Annotated in this window: 17 protein-coding genes and 1 other RNA gene; 10 read left to right on the forward strand and 8 right to left on the reverse strand. The window is 65.2% G+C overall.

Annotated elements, in window-relative coordinates; all coding sequences use genetic code 11:
- Positions 1-23 precede the first annotated feature (23 nt).
- The 3 genes from ruvA to SO140_RS07560 form a co-directional block, all read right to left on the reverse strand.
- Positions 24-641, reverse strand: coding sequence for a Holliday junction branch migration protein RuvA (gene ruvA / locus SO140_RS07550; RefSeq protein WP_449376945.1), 618 nt, complete (start codon positions 639-641; stop codon positions 24-26).
- A complete protein-coding gene (ruvC, locus tag SO140_RS07555) occupies positions 638-1165 on the reverse strand; it encodes a crossover junction endodeoxyribonuclease RuvC (RefSeq protein WP_449376946.1) in 528 nt (175 codons plus the stop codon). The genes ruvA and ruvC overlap by 4 nt, the downstream gene beginning before the upstream one ends.
- 208 nt (positions 1166-1373) lie before the next feature.
- On the reverse strand, positions 1374-2120 hold the full coding sequence (locus tag SO140_RS07560; RefSeq protein WP_449376947.1) for a YebC/PmpR family DNA-binding transcriptional regulator: 747 nt from the start codon (positions 2118-2120) through the stop codon (positions 1374-1376).
- A gap of 212 nt (positions 2121-2332) precedes the next feature.
- Between SO140_RS07560 and SO140_RS07565 the strand changes: the two genes are divergently transcribed.
- Both SO140_RS07565 and SO140_RS07570 read left to right on the forward strand, forming a co-directional pair.
- Complete coding sequence (locus SO140_RS07565) at positions 2333-4075, forward strand: methyl-accepting chemotaxis protein (RefSeq protein WP_449376948.1); 1743 nt, start codon at positions 2333-2335, stop codon at positions 4073-4075.
- 219 nt (positions 4076-4294) lie between these two features.
- Positions 4295-5719 carry a methyl-accepting chemotaxis protein gene (locus SO140_RS07570; protein ID WP_449376949.1) on the forward strand — a complete coding sequence of 475 codons (1425 nt, stop codon included), beginning with the start codon at positions 4295-4297 and terminating at the stop codon, positions 5717-5719.
- 199 nt (positions 5720-5918) lie between these two features.
- Here SO140_RS07570 and SO140_RS07575 read toward each other — a convergent pair whose 3' ends face one another.
- The 5 genes from SO140_RS07575 to SO140_RS07595 all read right to left on the reverse strand — a co-directional run bounded on the left by SO140_RS07575 (position 5919) and on the right by SO140_RS07595 (position 8436).
- Positions 5919-6743: a TIGR00282 family metallophosphoesterase gene (locus tag SO140_RS07575; protein ID WP_449376950.1), complete on the reverse strand. Its 825-nt coding sequence runs from the start codon at positions 6741-6743 to the stop codon at positions 5919-5921.
- Positions 6721-7317: a 5-formyltetrahydrofolate cyclo-ligase gene (locus SO140_RS07580; RefSeq protein WP_449376951.1), complete on the reverse strand. Its 597-nt coding sequence runs from the start codon at positions 7315-7317 to the stop codon at positions 6721-6723. Before SO140_RS07580 ends, SO140_RS07575 begins: the two co-directional genes overlap by 23 nt.
- 208 nt (positions 7318-7525) lie before the next feature.
- A non-coding RNA gene (gene ssrS, locus SO140_RS07585) (6S RNA) lies at positions 7526-7686 on the reverse strand.
- Positions 7687-7735: 49 nt separating this feature from the next.
- Positions 7736-8119, reverse strand: coding sequence for a cell division protein ZapA (locus SO140_RS07590; RefSeq protein ID WP_027521843.1), 384 nt, complete (start codon positions 8117-8119; stop codon positions 7736-7738).
- Positions 8116-8436: a DUF4164 domain-containing protein gene (locus SO140_RS07595; RefSeq protein WP_449376952.1), complete on the reverse strand. Its 321-nt coding sequence runs from the start codon at positions 8434-8436 to the stop codon at positions 8116-8118. The genes SO140_RS07590 and SO140_RS07595 overlap by 4 nt, the downstream gene beginning before the upstream one ends.
- A gap of 370 nt (positions 8437-8806) precedes the next feature.
- On the opposite strand from SO140_RS07595, the gene tkt reads away from it, so the two are divergent.
- The 8 genes from tkt (at position 8807) to SO140_RS07635 (ending at position 18453) form a co-directional block, all read left to right on the forward strand.
- Positions 8807-10789, forward strand: coding sequence for a transketolase (tkt, locus tag SO140_RS07600; RefSeq protein WP_474799069.1), 1983 nt, complete (start codon positions 8807-8809; stop codon positions 10787-10789).
- 147 nt (positions 10790-10936) lie between these two features.
- Positions 10937-11944, forward strand: a complete 1008-nt coding sequence (gap, locus tag SO140_RS07605) for a type I glyceraldehyde-3-phosphate dehydrogenase (RefSeq protein WP_449376954.1) — start codon at positions 10937-10939, stop codon at positions 11942-11944.
- Between the two features lie 138 nt (positions 11945-12082).
- Positions 12083-13279 carry a phosphoglycerate kinase gene (locus SO140_RS07610; protein ID WP_449376955.1) on the forward strand — a complete coding sequence of 399 codons (1197 nt, stop codon included), beginning with the start codon at positions 12083-12085 and terminating at the stop codon, positions 13277-13279.
- Between the two features lie 39 nt (positions 13280-13318).
- A complete protein-coding gene (fba, locus tag SO140_RS07615; RefSeq protein ID WP_449376956.1) occupies positions 13319-14386 on the forward strand; it encodes a class II fructose-bisphosphate aldolase in 1068 nt (355 codons plus the stop codon).
- Between the two features lie 244 nt (positions 14387-14630).
- Complete coding sequence (locus SO140_RS07620; RefSeq protein ID WP_449376957.1) at positions 14631-15656, forward strand: class I fructose-bisphosphate aldolase; 1026 nt, start codon at positions 14631-14633, stop codon at positions 15654-15656.
- A gap of 3 nt (positions 15657-15659) precedes the next feature.
- The gene (locus SO140_RS07625) at positions 15660-16334 is read left to right on the forward strand and encodes a thiamine phosphate synthase (protein WP_449376958.1); all 675 of its coding nucleotides are present in this window, start codon (positions 15660-15662) and stop codon (positions 16332-16334) included.
- Between the two features lie 9 nt (positions 16335-16343).
- A complete protein-coding gene (locus tag SO140_RS07630; RefSeq protein ID WP_449376959.1) occupies positions 16344-17459 on the forward strand; it encodes a tetratricopeptide repeat protein in 1116 nt (371 codons plus the stop codon).
- A gap of 199 nt (positions 17460-17658) precedes the next feature.
- Positions 17659-18453, forward strand: coding sequence for an inositol monophosphatase family protein (locus tag SO140_RS07635; RefSeq protein ID WP_449376960.1), 795 nt, complete (start codon positions 17659-17661; stop codon positions 18451-18453).
- Positions 18454-18563: the final 110 nt, after the last annotated feature.

Consider the following 18563-nt stretch of genomic DNA (forward strand, 5'->3'; position numbering starts at 1 on the left):
AGTCAACGGCCGCGCAGGATAGTCTATTTTGACAATTCTTTCAGACCCAGGCGAATGAGCTGCGCGGTTTCCGCATTCTCGCCGGCATTGCGTGACGCCGTGGCAATGGCGGCTGCCGCCTGCGGCTGGCCGTAGCCGAGATTGACCAGCGCGGAGATCGCGTCCGCGACGGGTCGCGGGGCGCGCTGGTCGTCGACGGCGCCGGCGAGGTGCACGACGTGCGGATCGACATTGGCGAATGCCGGCGCCTTGTCCTTCAATTCGGTGACGATGCGCTCGGCGACCTTGGGACCGACGCCGGGCGTGCGCGACACCGCGGCCTTGTCGCGCAGCGCGATCGCGTTCGCGAGGTCAGCCGGCGACAGCGTGCCGAGCACGGCGAGAGCAACCTTGGCACCGACGCCCTGCACGGTCTGGAGCAGGCGAAACCATTCGCGCTCCTGGTCGGAGCGGAAGCCGAACAGTTTGATCTGATCCTCGCGGACGTAAGTTTCGATCGAGAGCACGGCGGCTTCGCCGGGCGAGGGCAGATGCTGCAGCGTGCGCGTCGAGCAATGCACCTGGTAGCCGACGCCGCCGACGTCAAGGATAACGAAATCCTCGCCGTAGGAATCGATCAGGCCCTTGAGCTTGCCGATCATAACCCGACCACCTTCAAGCGCAGGGCGGCACTCTGCCGGTGATGGGCGTGGGTAATGGCGATGGCGAGGGCGTCGGCGGCGTCCGCCGACGGCGGCTCGGCCTTGGGCAGCAGGATCTTCAGCATCACCGCGATCTGGTTCTTGTCGGCATGACCGGCGCCGACCACGGTCTTCTTGACCTGGTTGGGCGCGTATTCGGCCACCGTGATGCCGAACATCGCGGGCGCCAGCATGGCAACGCCGCGGGCCTGGCCGAGCTTCAGCGTCGCGACGCCGTCCTTGTTGACGAAAGTCTGCTCGACCGCGGCTTCCATCGGCTTGTGGTTGGAGAGCACGGCAGCGAGCCCCTCGTGGATCGCGAGCAGCCGGCTCGACAGCGGTAGCCCGTCCGGCGGTTCCACCGAGCCGCAGGCGACATAGACGAGGCGATTGCCCTCGGCCTCGATCACGCCCCAGCCGGTGCGGCGCAGGCCGGGGTCGATGCCGATGATTCGGACGGGCTGGCGAATCGGGGGCGCGGTCATGGGCCAGTGATAGCGGCTGGCCGGAGGGAGGGAAACAGAAACGGAACGGAAGTAACAGGGGAACTAAGCTCTCGTGCCCCGGGCGCAGCGCAGCACGCAGTGATGCGCTGCTGAACCGCGGCCCATCCCTCATCGGCACGGGAAGCGTGGGTCCCGGCTCTGCGCCGCAGCGTTTCACGCCGCGTCGCGTCCGGGACACGAGACGACCTCAGCCGCCCATCTTCGCGATCAGCGCGTCCGACACCTCGAAATTGGCGTAGACGTTCTGGACGTCGTCGTGCTCGTTGAGCAGGTCCATCAACTTGAGCAGCTTCTCGCCGGTCTCGTCATCGACGGCGACCGTGTTCTGCGGCTTCCAGATCAACGCGGCCTTGCGCGGCTCGCCGAACTTCGCCTCGAGCGCCTTGGCCACATCGCGGTAGCTTTCGGTCGAGGCGTAGATCTCGTGGCCGTTCTCGCTCGAGATCACGTCGTCGGCGCCGGCCTCGATCGCGGCATCGAGCACCGCGTCATCTGACGCGACGCTGCGGTCATATTCGATGATGCCGGTGCGGTCGAACATGAAGGACACCGAGCCGGTTTCGCCGAGATTTCCGCCGGATTTGGTGAAGAAGGAGCGGATGTCGGAGGCCGCGCGATTGCGGTTGTCGGTCAGCGCCTCGACGATGACGGCGACGCCGCCGGGGCCATAGCCCTCGTAGCGGATCTCGTCATAGTTCTCGCCGTCGCTGCCGAGCGCCTTCTTGATGGCGCGTTCGATATTGTCCTTCGGCATGTTCTCCTGGCGCGCCGCGATCACGGCCGCGCGCAGGCGCGGATTCATGTTGGGATCCGGCGTGCCGAGCTTGGCCGCGACGGTGATTTCGCGAGCGAGCTTGCCGAAGAGCTTCGACTTCTGCGCATCCTGCCGCCCCTTGCGGTGCATGATGTTCTTGAATTGGGAATGTCCGGCCATGCGTGGTCTCTCGAGGAATCGTCAGCCAAGGTCAGGGGCAATGTAAGGGATCGAAGCGCGGGCCTTATAGGCCGCGAGCCCCCTGGAATGAAAGAGTATACTTGAAGGTAGCATCGTAGGGCCAGATGCCGCGCCATCAGGCACCTGTTAACCCTGACTTCATTTCGGGATGTGAAAATATCCACATCCCGTCCCCCGACAAGAGCAACCTGATGGCCTTCGGATTCCTTCGGAAGCGTCTGCCGGAACAGGCCGCGGCAGCGCCGCAGGTGACCCAGGCCGTGGCCGAGCCCGTTGCTGCGCCGGAAGGCGATTCGGCCAAGGAAATTCTTGAGCTTCTGGAACTCGAGCTCGGCGCGATGATCCGCCAGCTCGAGCGCGCCGCCCAATCGGTCGCCGGCGGGGCGGAAGCGACCGCCAACACGCTCGCGACGATCCGCGAACGCACCGATGCGCTCACGGGGCGCAGCAGCGCCGCGCAATCGACCGCCACCACCTTTGCCACCGCGGCCGACAAATTCACCCAGTCCGCGCGGGGCATCGGCGCCCAGGTCCGCGAGGCCGGCAAGCTTGCGGATGCTGCCAGCGCCGCCGCGCAGGAAGCCCGCGCCAATGTCGACCGCCTGCGCGAATCCTCCGCCGCGATCGGCAACGTCGTCAACCTGATCGCGCAGATCGCGCGCCAGACCACGCTGCTCGCGCTGAACTCGACCATCGAGGCGGCGCGCGCCGGCGCTGCCGGCAAAGGCTTTGCCGTTGTTGCGACCGAGGTGAAGGCGCTCGCGGTGCAGACCCAGAGCGCGACCGACGAGATCACCAGGAAGATCGAAGCGCTGCAAAAGGATGCAGAAGGCTCGGCGGAAGCCGTGCACCGCATCTCGCAGGCGATCGAGGCGATCCGCCCGGTGTTCGACACCGTCAACGGCGCCGTCGCCGAGCAGACCGCGACCACCAGCGAAGTCTCCGGCAACGCCGCGACCGCATCCCAATTCATCGTATCCGTCGGCGACAGCGCCGCCGAGATCGATGCCGCCACCAAGGCGGCGGAAGCGCATGGCGAAAGCGTCTCCAGCGCCGGCAAGGCGGTCACGACGTTCGCGCAGAAGCTGAAATCGCGCTGCACGGTGCTGCTCAGGCAGAGTGACGGCGACGACCGCCGCAAGACCGAGCGCCTGCCCTGCCATCTCAAGCTCGAGATCAGGGGTGGCCGCGCATTGATGCCGGTCTACGAGATTGCGATGGACGGCGTCCTGATCGGCGGCGCGGACGCAGCGAGGCTTTCGGTGCACGAGACCATCGACGGCCTGCTCCAGGATATCGGCGCCTGCCGCCTGCGCGTCGCCGAGCAGTCCAAGGCCGGCGCGCGGGCGCAGTTCCAGGCGCCGAATGCCGAGCTGCGCGAAAAGATCGAGGACAAGCTCTGGTCGATCCACGAAGAGAACACCGAGTTCGTGACCCGCGCAATGGAAGCGGGCGCTGCGCTGACGAGGATCTTCGAGCAGGCGGTCGCGCGCGGCGAGGTCAGGCTCGACGATCTCTTCGACACCGACTACGCGGAAATATCAGGCACCAATCCGCAGCAGTACCGCACAAGATATCTCGACTGGGCCGACCGCGCCCTCCCCTCCTTCCAGGAAGCATTCCTGGCGAAGGATCCACGCATGGCGTTCTGCGCCATGGTCGACCGCAACGGCTTCCTGCCGGTGCACAACAAGATCTATTCGCATCCGCAGTGCCCGGGCGATGTCGCCTGGAACACGGCAAACAGTCGCAACCGGCGCATCTTCAACGACCCCGCGGGCCTCGCTGCGGCGCGCAATCTGCGCTCCTATCTGGTGCAGAGCTACGCGCGCGACATGGGCAACGGCAACACGGTGATGATGCGCGAGATCGACGTGCCGATCCGCGTGCAGGGCCGACACTGGGGCGGGTTCCGGACCGCCTACAAACTTTAAAGCATGATCCCGGAAAGTACGGAGCGCTTCCGAAAAGACCGTGCACGAGCAAAGACCTGAAGCGCGATGACAATTCACCCTGACGTTATCGCGCACCTAGTGCACGCTCAGGCAAGACGGCAAAGCGCGAATCAGCATTAAAACGAATCACGCTTTGAAATGGGAATGGGAATGCCGTTGGTGAGTCGATAGGCGACTCCGACTGGAGGAAGTTCAAACATGTCCGTCGTGCAGCGTGCAGTCATGGACGCGTCATCCAACCGGACGCTGGCCGAACGCCTCATAGACCAGCTCGCCGATCGCATTGGCGGCCTCGGGGTTGAGCTCGCCGACATCGCCGGCAACGTCCAGGAGGTCGCCAACCGCGTCGCCGGTCAGTCGGAGCGGTTCCACCATCTGCAGAAGACGGCCGAGACCATGGTCTCGGCCAATCGCGAGATCGCCAATGCCTCGCAGGCGGTGCAATCGACGACATCCACCGCGGTCGGCGAGATCGCGCAGTCGCGCGACGTGGTCGAGACCGCGGTCAGCCACATCTCCGAGCTCGTTGCAGCCGTCGCTCGCATCGAGGCACGGCTTGCCGCGGTCGGCTCGGCGCTGAGCCAGGTCGCCAAGGTCTCCGGCTCGATCGAGGCGATTGCGAAGCAGACCAACCTGCTCGCGCTCAACGCCACCATCGAGGCGGCACGCGCCGGCAGCGCCGGCCGCGGCTTCGCCGTCGTGGCGAGCGAGGTGAAGAGCCTTGCGGAAGCAACCCGCCAGGCCACGCAACAGATTTCGGACACCGTGCGCGATCTCGACGGCCAGATCGGCAGCCTGATCGGCGAAAGCGGTGATGCCTCGCTACGTGCGAAGAACGCCGGCGACGGCGCGCAGCAGATCTCCGGCATCATCAGCCGCGTGCAGCAGGGCTTTGCGTCCGTGGGGGCGGAGATCGACAGCGTCGCCCGCGCTGCGACCTCCAATCTCGGCCATTGCGACACCGTGATCTCGGAGCTCAGCGAGCTCGCCAAGGGCGTCGATCTCTCCTCGCGCGATCTCAGGAATGCCGATGAGCGGGTGGCAAAGCTGCTCGACACCTCCGAGAGCCTGATCGCGCTGATCGCCGACAGCGGCGTGGAGACGTCGGACGCGCCTCTGATCCGCGTCGTCGTCGACACCGCCAAACGCATCTCGGCCGAGTTCGAGGCAGGGATCGACCGCGGCGAGATCACGCTCGATCAGCTCATGGACGAGAAATATCGCGAGATTCCCGGCACCGATCCCAAGCAATTTCTCACCAGCTACGTCGACTTCACCGACCGCGTGCTTCCGGCGATCCAGGACCCGATCCAGAAGTCGGACCCGCGCATCGTGTTCTGCGTCGCCTGGGCGAAGGGCGGCTATCTGCCGACCCACAATCCGAACTATCGCCTGCCGCAGGGCAAGGACCCCGTCTGGAACAACGCCAATTGCCGCAACCGCCGCCTGTTCAACGACCGCGCGGTGAAGAAGGTCGCGGCGAACACAAAGCCGTTCCTGCTGCAAACCTACCGCCGCGACATGGGCGGCGGCCAGTTCGTGCTGATGAAGGATTTGTCCTCGCCGATCATCGTCAAGGGAAAGCACTGGGGTGCCTTCCGGATGGGGTTTAGGCAGGGGTGAGCGGCAGGAAGTGCCGTGCAGTGGAGACACGGTGCAATGCTCCCCCAACGTCGTCCTGGCGAAAGCCAGGTCCCATAACCACAGGCAGTCGTTTGGCGAAGACTGGTCGGGGACTAGCACTAACCATAATCGATAGATCACGCGGTATGGGTCCTGGCTTTCGCCAGGACGACACCGAGCGGGTGGCGTCGCGGATCAGCTAACTCAACCAGAACCTCGGCGTCGCCGGCTCGAGCCGGCCACCCGCGCGCACCGGCGCAATCTTCAACGCCAGCCCCGTTGCATCGTCCGTCTCCACCGCGACCCCGCTCAGCGTCGCCGTGCCCATCGCCGGCTCGAACCGGCCGGAGGGAATTCCTGACGTGAAGCGGCGCAGCGGCTCTTCCTTCTGCATGCCGATGATCGAATCGTAGTCGCCGGTCATGCCGGCATCGGTCATGTAGGCGGTGCCGCCGGGCAGGATCTGGTGATCGGCGGTCGGCACATGCGTATGTGTGCCGACGACGAGGCTGGCGCGGCCGTCGCAGAAGAAGCCGATGCCCTGCTTCTCGCTGGTCGCCTCGCAATGGAAATCGACCACGATCGCATCGGCCGCCTCGCGCAGCGGACAGGCGCTGAGCTCGCGCTCGAGCGCGGCAAAGGGATCGTCGAACGGCGTCATGAAGACACGGCCCAGCGCATTGACGACGAGCGCGCGGCGGCCGTTCTTGGTCTCGACCAGGGCGGCGCCGCGGCCCGGCGTGCCACGCGGATAGTTCGCCGGCCGCACCAGGCGCTCGGCGCGCTCGATGAACACCAGCGCCTCGCGCTGGTCCCAGGAATGGTTGCCGAGCGTGACCGCGTCGGCGCCAGCGTCGAGCAACTCCTGATAGATTGCTTCCGTGATCCCGAAACCGCCGGCGGAATTTTCGCCGTTGACGACGACGAAATCGAGCGACCAGTCGCGAACCATGTTGGGCAGGTGTTCGGCGATCGCCGCGCGGCCGGCTCGGCCGACGACGTCACCCACGAAGAGAATGCGCAACTTCAGAACTCCGGAAATCGAACACGTCCGTTTCCGTTAGCACATAATCCAGCGCGACGTCGTGCGATAGTGCGGGAACAGTCTCGATCTCCTGCGCCGCGAATGCGAGCCCGACGCCGACGACGTGCTTGGTCTTGCGCAAATGCGCGAAGGTGAAGTCGTAATGTCCCGCGCCATAGCCGATGCGGTGGCCGAGACGATCGAACGCGGCAAGCGGTGTCAGCATGATGTCGGGGATGACCTCGGCCGCCGCCGGCGAGGGCTCGGGAATGCCGAGCGGGCCGAGCATCAGCCGGTCGCTCGGATGCCAGATGCGGAAGATCAGTGACTTGCCACGCGTGGTGACGCATGGCAGCGCCAACCGCGCGCCGTCGGCCGCGAGCTTCTGCATCAGGGGCACCGGATCGATCTCGCTGCGGATCGGCGAATAGCCGGAGACGATGCTGCCGGGCGCGATCTCGAACGGCAGGCCGCGCTTGCCGAGCTTCGCGGCGGCAGCACTGCGCTTCTTCTCGCTGAGCGCATCGCGCTTGGCGAGAGCCTTGGCACGGAGTTCGGCTTTGGAGTTGGTCATCAGCGTTTTCCCTGAGGCAGAAGCCTGTTCTGCCGTCATCGCCCGCGAAAGCGGGCGATCCAGTATTCCAGAGACGCCAGAGCATGAACCTCGACAGCGCGGCATACTGGATGCCCCGCTTGCGCGGGGCATGACACCGAGACTAACTTCAACCGCAGGCGTGTCGGGGACGCAAATTAGACAGGCACAAGTCGGAAGCAAACAAGAGCGCGAAGCCGTAAACGCCGTTGAAGCACTCGATCCCGGAGTTCCCTACGAAAGTAGGTGGGCACCATATGTCCGAGCCCACGGGCCCGGCCAGGGACAGTTCCCTAAAGGATCGATAAGGCCCCGGGGATATATGGCTCCTGACGCGCGCCACAGCTTCGCTCGAGGCAATGTAGCAACGACGCTGGCGAATCGCCAGCCCGCTCCTTGGTCAGCCGATCGCAATCCCGTTGCCGACGGTCCGGTTCAGGACCTGGGTCGATTTCTCGATGCGCTCGGCCGCGGCGTTGAGCGCATTGACCACCGCGGTCTGCGTCATCCGGGCGCGCTCGGCGGCAGCATTGCGGAAATCCCGCAGTTCGTTCACCTCGGCTTCCAGCGTGCGGATGCGGTTGCCGGCATCGACCAGCTCGTCGCATGCGGTGAGCGCCGCCATCACGGTGAGCCGCGCATCGCCGATCTCGCCGAATTTTCCGCGCAGGTTCTGAATCCGCGATTCCAGGCCTTCGGCGAGCTTCAGCAGCCGCACCTCCTGCCCTTCCTCGCAGGCCATGCGATATTGCCGGCCGTTGATGGTGACGTTGATATGGCTCATCCATCCTCTCCGGTATCGAGCACCGAGCGTATCGTGACGATTGCCGAATCCAGCCGATCGGAGATTTCGCGATTGGTGCGCTCGAGCTTGCGCGCCTTCATCAGCGCACCGTCGAGCTCGTCCGCGAGTCGCGAGCGATCCGTGCCCAACGCCTGAATGCGCGTCGCGAGCTCGTTCTCGTCGCGATCGGCATCGCGCCGTCGCTCGACCGCGCTCTCCAGCGCATCGAGCGCCGCCGTGAGTCTGCGCGTCGCGATCTCGATCTCGACGGCGGCGGACTCCGTCATAGCGGAACTGTTGGCAGCGCGATCGCTCATGCAGTCAGCGACGGACCTTTGTGTTGGCCTTTTCACCGGGACTTGCCGCCCGGCAAAAGACTCGGTTCGGCAAGCGCTTAGAAGCAGAAATTTACGTGGCAGGGAAGCGAAGCGCAACGCCGCCGCGAAACTATGCACCGATAGATCGGGATCGAGCATCCCGCCCCGACCGGTTCCTGTCGCGCGCGATCACGGTCGCTGCCTTCCGGATCGCGCCTTGAAGCAACTTTTCGCCCGGGGATGACGTTCGATTGCCTTGGACTCCCGGAACCGAGATGCTATCCACCCCCCGACCTTCAGCGGCCGAAAGGCTCCTTCCCGCGCGGGCGTACACCGCCACCAAGCGCCTCATTTCAGACGGATTTCAGACATGACGCAGGTCGATCCCACCCGTATGGCCAATGCGATCCGCGGGCTCGCGATGGACGCGGTCGAGAAGGCCAAGTCCGGCCATCCCGGCCTGCCGATGGGCGCCGCCGACGTCGCGACCGTCCTGTTCACACAGTTCCTGAAATTCGACGCCCAGGCCCCCGCCTGGCCCGACCGCGACCGCTTCGTTCTGTCGGCCGGCCACGGCTCGATGCTGCTCTATTCGCTGCTGTTCCTGACCGGCAATCCGGACATGACGCTGGACCAGCTCAAGCACTTCCGCCAACTGGGATCGCTCACCCCCGGTCACCCCGAGAACTTCCACACCAAGGGCATCGAGACCACCACCGGCCCGCTCGGCCAGGGCATCTCGACCGCAGTCGGCATGGCGCTCGCGGAGAAGATGCTGGCCGCCGAGTTCGGCAAGAAGATCGTCGACCACCACACCTACGTGCTCGCCTCCGACGGCGACCTGATGGAAGGCGTGTCGCAGGAAGCCATCGCCATGGCCGGGCACTGGAAGCTGAACAAGCTGATCGTGCTCTATGACGACAACGGCATCTCGATCGACGGCCCGACCTCGATCGCCGATTCCGTCGACCAGGTGAAGCGCTTCAAGTCGGCGGGCTGGGCCGCCGAGAAGATCGACGGCCAGGACCAGGCCGCGATATCAGCCGCGATCACGCGCGCGAAGAAATCCAACAAGCCGACGCTGATCGCCTGCCGCACCACCATCGGCTACGGCGCACCGCATAAGGCCGGCACCGCGAAGGTGCATGGCGAGGCGCTCGGCGCCGACGAGCTCAAGGCCGCCAAGGAAAATCTCGGCATCTCGCTCGAGCCGTTCTCGGTGCCCGACGACGTGCTCAAGGCGTGGCGTGAGGTCGGTAGCCGCGGCGCGGTCGCACGGCAGGAATGGGAAGGACGGATCAGTGAACTTGGCAGCCGCAAGCGCGCCGAGTTCGAGCGCCGCCTGCGCCACGAGCGCCCCGCTTCGCTCGCAAAGGCGCTGAAGGCGCACAAGAAGGGCCTTCTGGAAAACCCGCTCAACGTCGCGACGCGCAAATCCTCGGAAGCGGCGATCGAGGCGATCGCGGCCGCGATGCCGATGGAATTCTTGGCGGGTTCAGCCGACCTCACCGGCTCCAACAACAACAAGGCGAAGTCGGCCGTCGCCTTCTCCGCCAGGACGCCGAAGGGCCGCTTCATCCATTACGGCATCCGCGAGCACGGCATGTGTGCCGCGATGAACGGCATCTTCCTGCACGGCGGCTTCGCGCCGAACGGCGCGACCTTCCTGGTGTTCACGGACTACGCACGGCCTGCGGTGCGGATTGCCGCCTTGATGGGCGCTGGCGTCGTCTACGTGATGACCCACGATTCCATCGGGCTTGGCGAAGACGGTCCGACCCATCAGCCGGTCGAGCATCTCGCAGCGTTGCGCGCGATTCCGAACATGCGCGTGTTCCGCCCGTGCGACTCCATCGAGGTCGCCGAGTGCTGGGAGCTGGCGCTGAACCGCATCGACGGGCCGACGGTGCTGGCGCTGACGCGCCAGAATCTGCCGCAGCTCCGCACCAGCGCCAACGACAACCCCTGCCAGTACGGCGCCTACGAGCTGGTCGCAGCCCAAGGCGAAGCCAAGGCGACGCTGTTCGCCTCGGGCTCCGAGGTGGAGATCGCGGTCGCCGCCCAGAAGCAGCTCGCCGAGCGCGGCATCCCGACGCGGGTGGTCTCGGTGCCCTCGCTCGAACTCTTGTTAGCGCAACCAGAGGCCAAGCGTGCGGCCATCATCGGCGACGCTCCCGTCAAGGTCGCGATCGAGGCCGCAGTGCGCTGGGGCTGGGATGCCGTGATCGGCCAGGATGGTGAATTTATCGGCATGCACTCCTTCGGCGCGAGCGCGCCTGCCAAGGACCTTTTCAAGCACTTTGGAATTACCGCCGAGGCTGCGGTTAACGCTGTCCTGAAGCGCGTTTCCTGAGAGTTGAGCTTGCCGGAAAAAAGGACTACCAAGCTCCCCATATGATCAAGTACCGCCCGGCCGAACCGGGCGTCCGCCCTAAAAAACCCTCGCATGCGCGCTAGCTGCGTTCTGCGGGATGACAACGGTCATTGAAGGAGACGAAAGATGGCAGTCCGCGTTGCAATTAACGGTTTTGGCCGCATCGGCCGCAACATCCTGCGGGCCATCGCCGAGTCCGGCCGCAAGGACGTCGAGGTGGTCGCCATCAACGATCTCGGACCGGTCGAGACCAACGCGCATCTGCTTCGCTTCGACTCCGTGCACGGCCGCTTCCCGGGAACTGTGACTGTCGACGGCGACACGATCAATCTCGGCAACGGCAAGATCAAGGTGACCGCCGAGCGCGATCCCTCGAAGCTGCCCTGGAAGGATCTCGGCATCGACATCGCGATGGAGTGCACCGGCATCTTCACCGCCAAGGAGAAGGCCTCCGCGCATCTGACCGCAGGCGCCAAGCGCGTGCTGGTCTCCGCGCCCGCTGACGGCGCAGACGCGACCATCGTCTACGGCGTCAACCACGAGACGCTGACCAAGGATCATCTGGTCGTCTCGAACGGCTCCTGCACCACGAACTGCCTCGCGCCGGTCGCCAAGGTACTGAACGACGTCGTCGGCATCGAGACCGGCTTCATGACCACCATCCACGCCTACACCGGCGACCAGCCGACGCTGGACACGCTGCACAAGGACCTCTACCGCGGCCGCGCCGCGGCGATGTCGATGATCCCGACCTCGACGGGTGCCGCGAAGGCGATCGGCCTGGTGCTGCCCGAGCTGAAGGGCAAGCTCGACGGTGTATCGATCCGCGTACCGGCCCCGAACGTCTCGGTCATCGACCTCAAGATCGTCGCCAAGCGCGCGACCGACGCGAAGGAAATCAACGCGGCGATGAAGCGCGCCTCCGAGCAGCAGCTCAAGGGCATCCTCGGCTACACCACGGCGCCGAACGTCTCGATCGACTTCAACCACGACCCGCACTCCTCCACGTTCCACGAGGACCAGACCAAGGTGCAGAACGGCACGCTGGTGCGCGTGATGTCCTGGTACGACAACGAGTGGGGTTTTTCGAACCGCATGGCGGACACCGCCGTCGCGATGAGCAAGGTGATCTAAGCAAGCTTTCGTGTCCCGGACGCGGTGCAGCGCATAGCGCCGCTCCGCAGAGCCGGGACCCATGTCACCGTCGTAGGTCCCGGTTCAGCACAGCGGCACTTCGCGCCGCTAGTAGCGCCCGGGACAAGAGAGCCGAACATGACCAAGACATTCCGCACCCTCGACGACGTCGACGTGAAGGGCAAGCGCGTGCTGCTGCGCGTCGATCTCAACGTGCCCATGGACAACGGGCGCGTCACTGACGCAACGCGGCTCGAGCGCGTCGCGCCGACCATCACCGAAATCTCCGACAAGGGCGGCAAGGTCATCCTGCTCGCGCATTTCGGCCGGCCGAAGGGCCGCGACGCCAAGGACTCGCTGAAGCCGGTTGCGGATGCGTTGTCCAAGGTGATCAAGAAGCCCGTCGCGTTTGCCGACGACTGCATCGGCGAGCCCGCGGCCAAGGCCGTTGCGGCATTGAACGAGGGCGACATCCTGTGCCTGGAAAACACGCGCTTCCACAAGGAAGAGGAGAAGAACGATCCCGCCTTCGTCGCGGAGCTCGCAAAGCTCGGCGACGTCTGGGTCAATGATGCCTTCTCCGCCGCGCACCGCGCCCACGCCTCGACCGAGGGCCTTGGCCACAAGCTGCCGGCCTATGCCGGCCGCACCATGCAGGCCGAGTTGGATGCGCTGGAGAAGGCGCTGGAAGCGCCGACCAAGCCCGTGATCGCGATCATCGGCGGCGCCAAGGTCTCGACCAAGATCGACCTTCTTGAAAACCTCGTCAGCAAGGTCGATGCGCTCGTGATCGGCGGCGGCATGGCCAATACCTTCCTGCACGCCCAGGGCGTCGCGGTCGGCAAGTCGCTGGCCGAGAAGGATCTCGCCGCAACGGCGGTGCGCATCATGGAGAAGGCAGAGGCCGCGAACTGCGCCATCATCCTTCCCGTGGACGCCACCGTTGCCTATCATTTCGCTGCCAACGCGCCATCGCATGCCTATGGCCTCGACGCGATCCCGGCCGACGGCATGATTCTCGACGTCGGCCCGCAATCGGTGGTGCGCATCCATGCCGCGATCGACGATGCGGCCACACTCGTCTGGAACGGACCGCTCGGGGCTTTCGAGTTGCAACCATTCGACCGCGGCACCGTGGCCGCCGCCAAGCACGCCGCCGAGCGCACCAAGGCCAAGAAGCTGATCTCGATCGCAGGCGGCGGCGACACCGTCGCGGCGCTCAACCAGGCTGGTGTCGGCTCCGATTTCACCTATGTCTCGACCGCCGGTGGCGCATTTCTTGAATGGATGGAAGGCAAGCCCCTGCCCGGCGTCGAGGTTTTGCGCACCAAGTAAGTTAGTTGGCCGGAAGGCCCAAACGGGAGAAAAACACAGATGGCTCGGATCACGTTGCGTCAATTGCTCGACCATGCTGCGGAGAACGATTACGGCGTACCGGCCTTCAACATCAACAATATGGAGCAGGCGCTGGCGATCATGGACGCGGCCAACCAGGTCGACGCACCCGTGATCATTCAGGCCTCGCGCGGCGCGCGCTCCTACGCCAACGACGTCATGCTCAAGCACATGATGGACGCGGTCACCGAGATCTATCCGCATATTCCGGTCTGCGTGCATCTCGACCACGGCAACGAGCCCGCGACCTGCATGACCGCGATCCAGGCCGGCTTCACCTCCGTCATGATGGACGGCTCGCTGAAGGCCGACGGCAAGACGCCTGGCGACTGGGGCTACAACGTAGGCGTCACCAAGACCGTGACCGACATGGCCCATCTCGGTGGCATTTCGGTGGAAGGCGAGCTTGGCGTGCTCGGCTCGCTCGAGACCGGCATGGGCGACAAGGAAGACGGCCACGGCGCCGAGGGCAAGCTGAGCCACGACCAGCTCCTGACCAATCCGGACGAGGCCGTGAAGTTCGTCAAGGAGACCCAGGTCGACGCGCTCGCGATCGCGATGGGCACCTCGCACGGTGCCTACAAGTTCACCCGCAAGCCGGACGGCGACATCCTCGCCATGAACGTGATCGAGGAGATCCACCGTAAGCTGCCGAACACGCATCTTGTGATGCACGGCTCCTCGTCGGTGCCGCAGGAGCTTCAGGAGATCATCAACGCCAATGGCGGCAAGATGAAGCCGACCTGGGGCGTGCCGGTCGCGGAGATCCAGCGCGGCATCAAGAACGGCGTGCGCAAGATCAACATCGACACCGACAATCGCATGGCGATGACCGGCCAGATCCGCAAGGTCCTGAAGGACAATCCGGAAGAGTTCGATCCGCGCAAGTACCTGAAGCCGGCCATGGAAGCCATGACCAGGCTATGCAAGCAGCGGCTCCAGGAGTTCAACACCGCGGGCCAAGCCTCCAAGATCAAGCGCGTCCTGACCACAGCCGAAATGGCCAAGCGCTACGCCAAGGGCGAGCTCAACCCGAAGATCGCGTAAAGCCGGGAAACACACTCCTTCGTCATTCCGGGGCGCCGCAAAGCGGCGAGCCCGGAATCCGTAACCACAGTCCGGGGTTATGGATTCCGGGCCTGCGCCTTACGGCGCATCCCGGATGACACCGTGCTTTGTGACACGACTCTCCCTCCCACCCTTTTACCCTGCGACCAACGTTAACTCGGCAATTGCCCGAGAACGGTCTATTTTCGCGGGCAAGGCAGCATCGTTTTGGGAGGACCTCTCGATGAATCTGACTGAGCTCAACAAGGTCGCACAGGCCATGGTTACGCCCGGCAAGGGCATCCTCGCCGCCGACGAATCCTCCGGCACCATCAAGAAGCGTTTTGATGCAATCGGCGTTGAATCCACCGAAGACAACCGCCGCGACTACCGCGAGATGCTGTTTCGCGCCAAGGACGCCATGAGCCAGCACATCTCCGGCGTCATTCTCTATGACGAGACGATCTGGCAGAACGCCAAGGACGGCACCCCGCTGGTGAAGCTGATCGAAGCGAGCGGCGCCATTCCCGGCATCAAGGTCGACGAAGGCACGCAGGCCCTGCCGATGTGCCCGGGCGAACTCGTCACCGTCGGCCTCGACAAGCTCGCCGAGCGGCTGAAGAAGTACTACGAGCGCGGCGCGCGCTTTGCCAAATGGCGCGCGGTGATCGACATCGGCAGCGGCATTCCCTCGATGACCGCAATCGGCGTCAACGCGCACGCGCTGGCGCGCTACGCGGCGCTGTGCCAGGCCGCGCAGATCGTGCCGATCGTCGAGCCGGAGGTGCTGATGGACGGCGACCACGACATCGACCGCTGCTATGACGTCACGCAGCGCGTGCTCAACAAGACGTTCCAGGAGCTGCGCGTGCAGCGCGTCGCGCTCGAAGGCATGGTGCTGAAGCCCAACATGGCAGTCTCAGGCAAGAAGTGCCCCAAGCAGGCCTCCATTGCGGAGGTCGCGGAGAAGACCGTGCGTCTCCTCAAGGCCTGCGTGCCGGCCGCAGTGCCCGGCATCGCGTTCCTCTCGGGCGGGCAGTCGGACGAGGAGGCAACAGCGCATCTCGATGCCATGAACAGGCCCGGGCCACTGCCTTGGCGGCTGACCTTCTCCTATGGCCGCGCGCTCCAGGCCGCGCCGCAGAAGGCCTGGTCGGGCAAGGCGGAAAACGTCGCGTCCGGTCAAAAAGCCTTCTCCCATCGTGCGCGGATGAACGCGCTCGCCAGCCGCGGCGAATGGGACAGCGGGCTCGAAAAGAAGGCGGCCTAGACTTTGTCGAACAATTCCGCTCCCGCGCGCCCGGCGCCGCGGCTTTATCTGGCGACGCCGCTCGTCGACGATCCGGCTTCGCTTGTCGGCGAGCTGCCAGCCCTGCTCGCCGCCGCCGACGTCGCGGCCGTGCTGGTACGATTGAAGGAAACCGACCAGCGCACGATGATCTCGCGGGTGAAGGTGCTGGCGCCGGTCGTGCAGAAGGCCGGCGCGGCGCTGCTCGTCGACGGCCATGTCGAGCTGGTCGCGCGCGGCGGGGCCGACGGGGCGCATCTGATCGGCATCGCCGCATTCGAAGAAGCCGTGCCGTCGCTGAAGCCGGATCGCATCGCCGGCGTCGGCGGACTCGCCACCCGGCATGATTCCATGAGCGCAGGCGAGATGGGCGCGGATTACGTGCTGTTCGGCGAGCCGGACGCGAACGGCCAGCGGCCCTCGGTGCAGGCGATCGCGGAGCGGCTGGACTGGTGGGCCGAGCTGTTCGAGCCGCCGTGCGTCGGCTTCGCCACCTCATTGGCGGAAGCCTTCGAATTCGCGGCTGCGGGAGCGGATTTCGTACTGGTCGGCGATTTCATCTGGGCCGATCCGCGCGGGCCGAAGGCTGCACTCGTCGATGCGGAAGCCGCGATCAAGAAGGCCTATGCGGATGCGCCCGCGGGCCGGGGGCATGGCTAGCAGCCGATCATGAAGCCCCTGCTCTCCACGTCGTTCCTGGCTCTTTTGCTCCTCGCCGCGCCTGCGGCCGCGCAGCTCTCGTTGACGCCGCCGGCGGCAACGCCCAGCCCTGCGCCCGAGAAGCCCAAGGAAAGCTCCAAGGAAAGCTCCAAGGAAAATCCCAAGGAAAAATCTACGGCCAAGCCGCACGCGATCACCAAGAAGAAGGAGGCTGCGCCTGCGCCAAAGCCCTCGGCCTCGCCCAGCCCGCCAGCGGCCGCGACGGTGATCCCGGCGCCGCCGACCGACAATTCCAATGCCGACCTGGTGTACGGCGCGTATCAGCGCGGCCAGTACAAGACCGCCTTCGATCTTGCGATCACGCGAGCGCAAGCCGGCGATCCCAAGGCGATGACCATGCTGGGCCAGCTCTATTCCAACGCCCTCGGCATCAAGCGCGACTATGTCAAGGCCGCCGAATGGTACAAACGCGCGTCGGATGCCGGCGACCGCGAGGCGATGTTCGAGCTCGCGATGATGCGCATGGCCGGCCGCGGCGGCCCGGTCGACAAGGGCGATGCGGTAAAACTGCTCGCTTCATCCGCCAAGCTCGGCGCGCCCAAGGCCGCCTATAATCTCGCGCTGCTCTATCTCGACGGGCAGACGCTGCCACAGGACGTCAAGCGTTCCGCTGAGCTGCTGCGCCAGGCCGCGGACGCAGGCCTGCCCGAGGCGCAATACGCGCTCGCGACCTTCTACAAGGAAGGCACTGGCGTGCCGAAGGACGTCGAGCGGGCCGTGCGGCTCTTGCAGGCGGCCTCGCTCGCCGACAATGTCGATGCCGAGCTCGAATATGCCATCGCGCTGTTCAACGGCACCGGCACGCCGAAGAACCAGCCCGCGGCAGTGGCGTTGCTTCGCAAGGCGGCCCGACAAAACAGCCCGATCGCGCAGAACCGGCTGGCTTGGGTGCTGATCAACGGCATGGGGACCCCGGCCGACAAGATCGAGGGCTTCAAATGGCACCTGGTCGCAAAGACCGGCGGCAAGGGCGATCCCGATCTCGACAAGCAATTGGCCGATCTGCCGCCCGAGGACCGGGCCAAGGCCGAGGCCGCCGCCAAGAAATGGCTCGGGACCAAATGACTTGACGCCAGCCCGGCCGCAGGGCACCCAGTCCCCAAATCCAGCGGCTAGAGCATGATCCGGACCCGGTGGGCCGCGTTAGCGCAAAGTGCGTAGCGGTTTTCCGAAAAAATCATGCTCAAACAACAACCTGAAGCGCGATGACGATTTATCCCAATCGCGCCTTAGGGCCGAATTCCCGCAAATCAAGACTGATCTCATGCTGTATTCCGCAACTATCAACGTCATGGTCAAAGCCGCGCGTCGCGCCGGCCGCAGCCTCAAGCGCGATCTCGGCGAGATCGAGCACTTGCAGGTCTCGCTGAAGGGACCTGCGAATTTCGTCTCGCTCGCCGACAAGCGCGCCGAAGAGATCCTCTACCAGGACCTCGCCAAGGCCCGCCCCGGCTATGGTTTCATCGGCGAGGAAGGCGGCACGCGAGAAGGCACCGACAAGAGCCACACCTGGATCGTCGATCCCCTCGACGGCACCACCAACTTCCTGCACGGCATTCCGCAATTCGCGATCTCGATCGCGCTGGCGCGCGAGGGCACGGTGATCGCGGGTGTGATCTACAATCCCGCCAATGACGAGCTCTACATCGCCGAACGCGGCAAGGGCGCCTTCCTCAACGATCAGCGGCTGCGGGTGGCCGGCCGGCGCCAGCTCAACGAATGTGTCATTGCCTGCGGCCTGCCGCATATCGGCCGCGGCGACCACGAATCCTTCCGCCGCGAGATGACCGCGATCCAGGACCAGGTCGCAGGCCTGCGCCGCTTCGGCGCCGCCTCCCTCGATCTCGCCTTCGTCGCTGCCGGCCGCCTCGACGGCTACTGGGAGCGTAATTTGCAATCCTGGGACATCGCCGCCGGCCAGATCATGGTCCGCGAAGCGGGCGGCACCGTCAGCGACATCGAAACCCCTGGCGATGCGCTGGTCACCGGCCACGTCGTGTGTGGCAACGAGTTCGTGCACCGGGAATTGGTGAAGATTTTGCGCAAGTCGGCCGGGTAGGCACAAGGGCTGCGCCGCGTCCTCCGCTGTCATCATCCGCGACCCGGCTACGCCAAGGCTTCGCCGAGGTTTACACGCTTGGCCCGCCGAAGCTTTAGCGAAGGCGGGGC

It is taken from the genome of Bradyrhizobium sp. UFLA05-108 (genome assembly GCF_059803455.1).

Excerpts from the sequence above, each read along its gene's own strand:
- ruvA (WP_449376945.1), bottom strand. The coding sequence starts at position 641 with ATGATCGGCAAGCTCAAGGGCCTGATCGATTCCTACGGCGAGGATTTC.
- ruvC (WP_449376946.1), bottom strand. The coding sequence starts at position 1,165 with ATGACCGCGCCCCCGATTCGCCAGCCCGTCCGAATCATCGGCATCGAC.
- SO140_RS07560 (WP_449376947.1), bottom strand. The coding sequence starts at position 2,120 with ATGGCCGGACATTCCCAATTCAAGAACATCATGCACCGCAAGGGGCGG.
- SO140_RS07565 (WP_449376948.1), top strand. The coding sequence starts at position 2,333 with ATGGCCTTCGGATTCCTTCGGAAGCGTCTGCCGGAACAGGCCGCGGCA.
- SO140_RS07570 (WP_449376949.1), top strand. The coding sequence starts at position 4,295 with ATGTCCGTCGTGCAGCGTGCAGTCATGGACGCGTCATCCAACCGGACG.
- SO140_RS07580 (WP_449376951.1), bottom strand. The coding sequence starts at position 7,317 with ATGACCAACTCCAAAGCCGAACTCCGTGCCAAGGCTCTCGCCAAGCGC.
- SO140_RS07590 (WP_027521843.1), bottom strand. The coding sequence starts at position 8,119 with ATGAGCCATATCAACGTCACCATCAACGGCCGGCAATATCGCATGGCC.
- SO140_RS07595 (WP_449376952.1), bottom strand. The coding sequence starts at position 8,436 with ATGAGCGATCGCGCTGCCAACAGTTCCGCTATGACGGAGTCCGCCGCC.
- tkt (WP_474799069.1), top strand. The coding sequence starts at position 8,807 with ATGACGCAGGTCGATCCCACCCGTATGGCCAATGCGATCCGCGGGCTC.
- gap (WP_449376954.1), top strand. The coding sequence starts at position 10,937 with ATGGCAGTCCGCGTTGCAATTAACGGTTTTGGCCGCATCGGCCGCAAC.
- SO140_RS07610 (WP_449376955.1), top strand. The coding sequence starts at position 12,083 with ATGACCAAGACATTCCGCACCCTCGACGACGTCGACGTGAAGGGCAAG.
- fba (WP_449376956.1), top strand. The coding sequence starts at position 13,319 with ATGGCTCGGATCACGTTGCGTCAATTGCTCGACCATGCTGCGGAGAAC.
- SO140_RS07620 (WP_449376957.1), top strand. The coding sequence starts at position 14,631 with ATGAATCTGACTGAGCTCAACAAGGTCGCACAGGCCATGGTTACGCCC.
- SO140_RS07630 (WP_449376959.1), top strand. The coding sequence starts at position 16,344 with ATGAAGCCCCTGCTCTCCACGTCGTTCCTGGCTCTTTTGCTCCTCGCC.
- SO140_RS07635 (WP_449376960.1), top strand. The coding sequence starts at position 17,659 with ATGCTGTATTCCGCAACTATCAACGTCATGGTCAAAGCCGCGCGTCGC.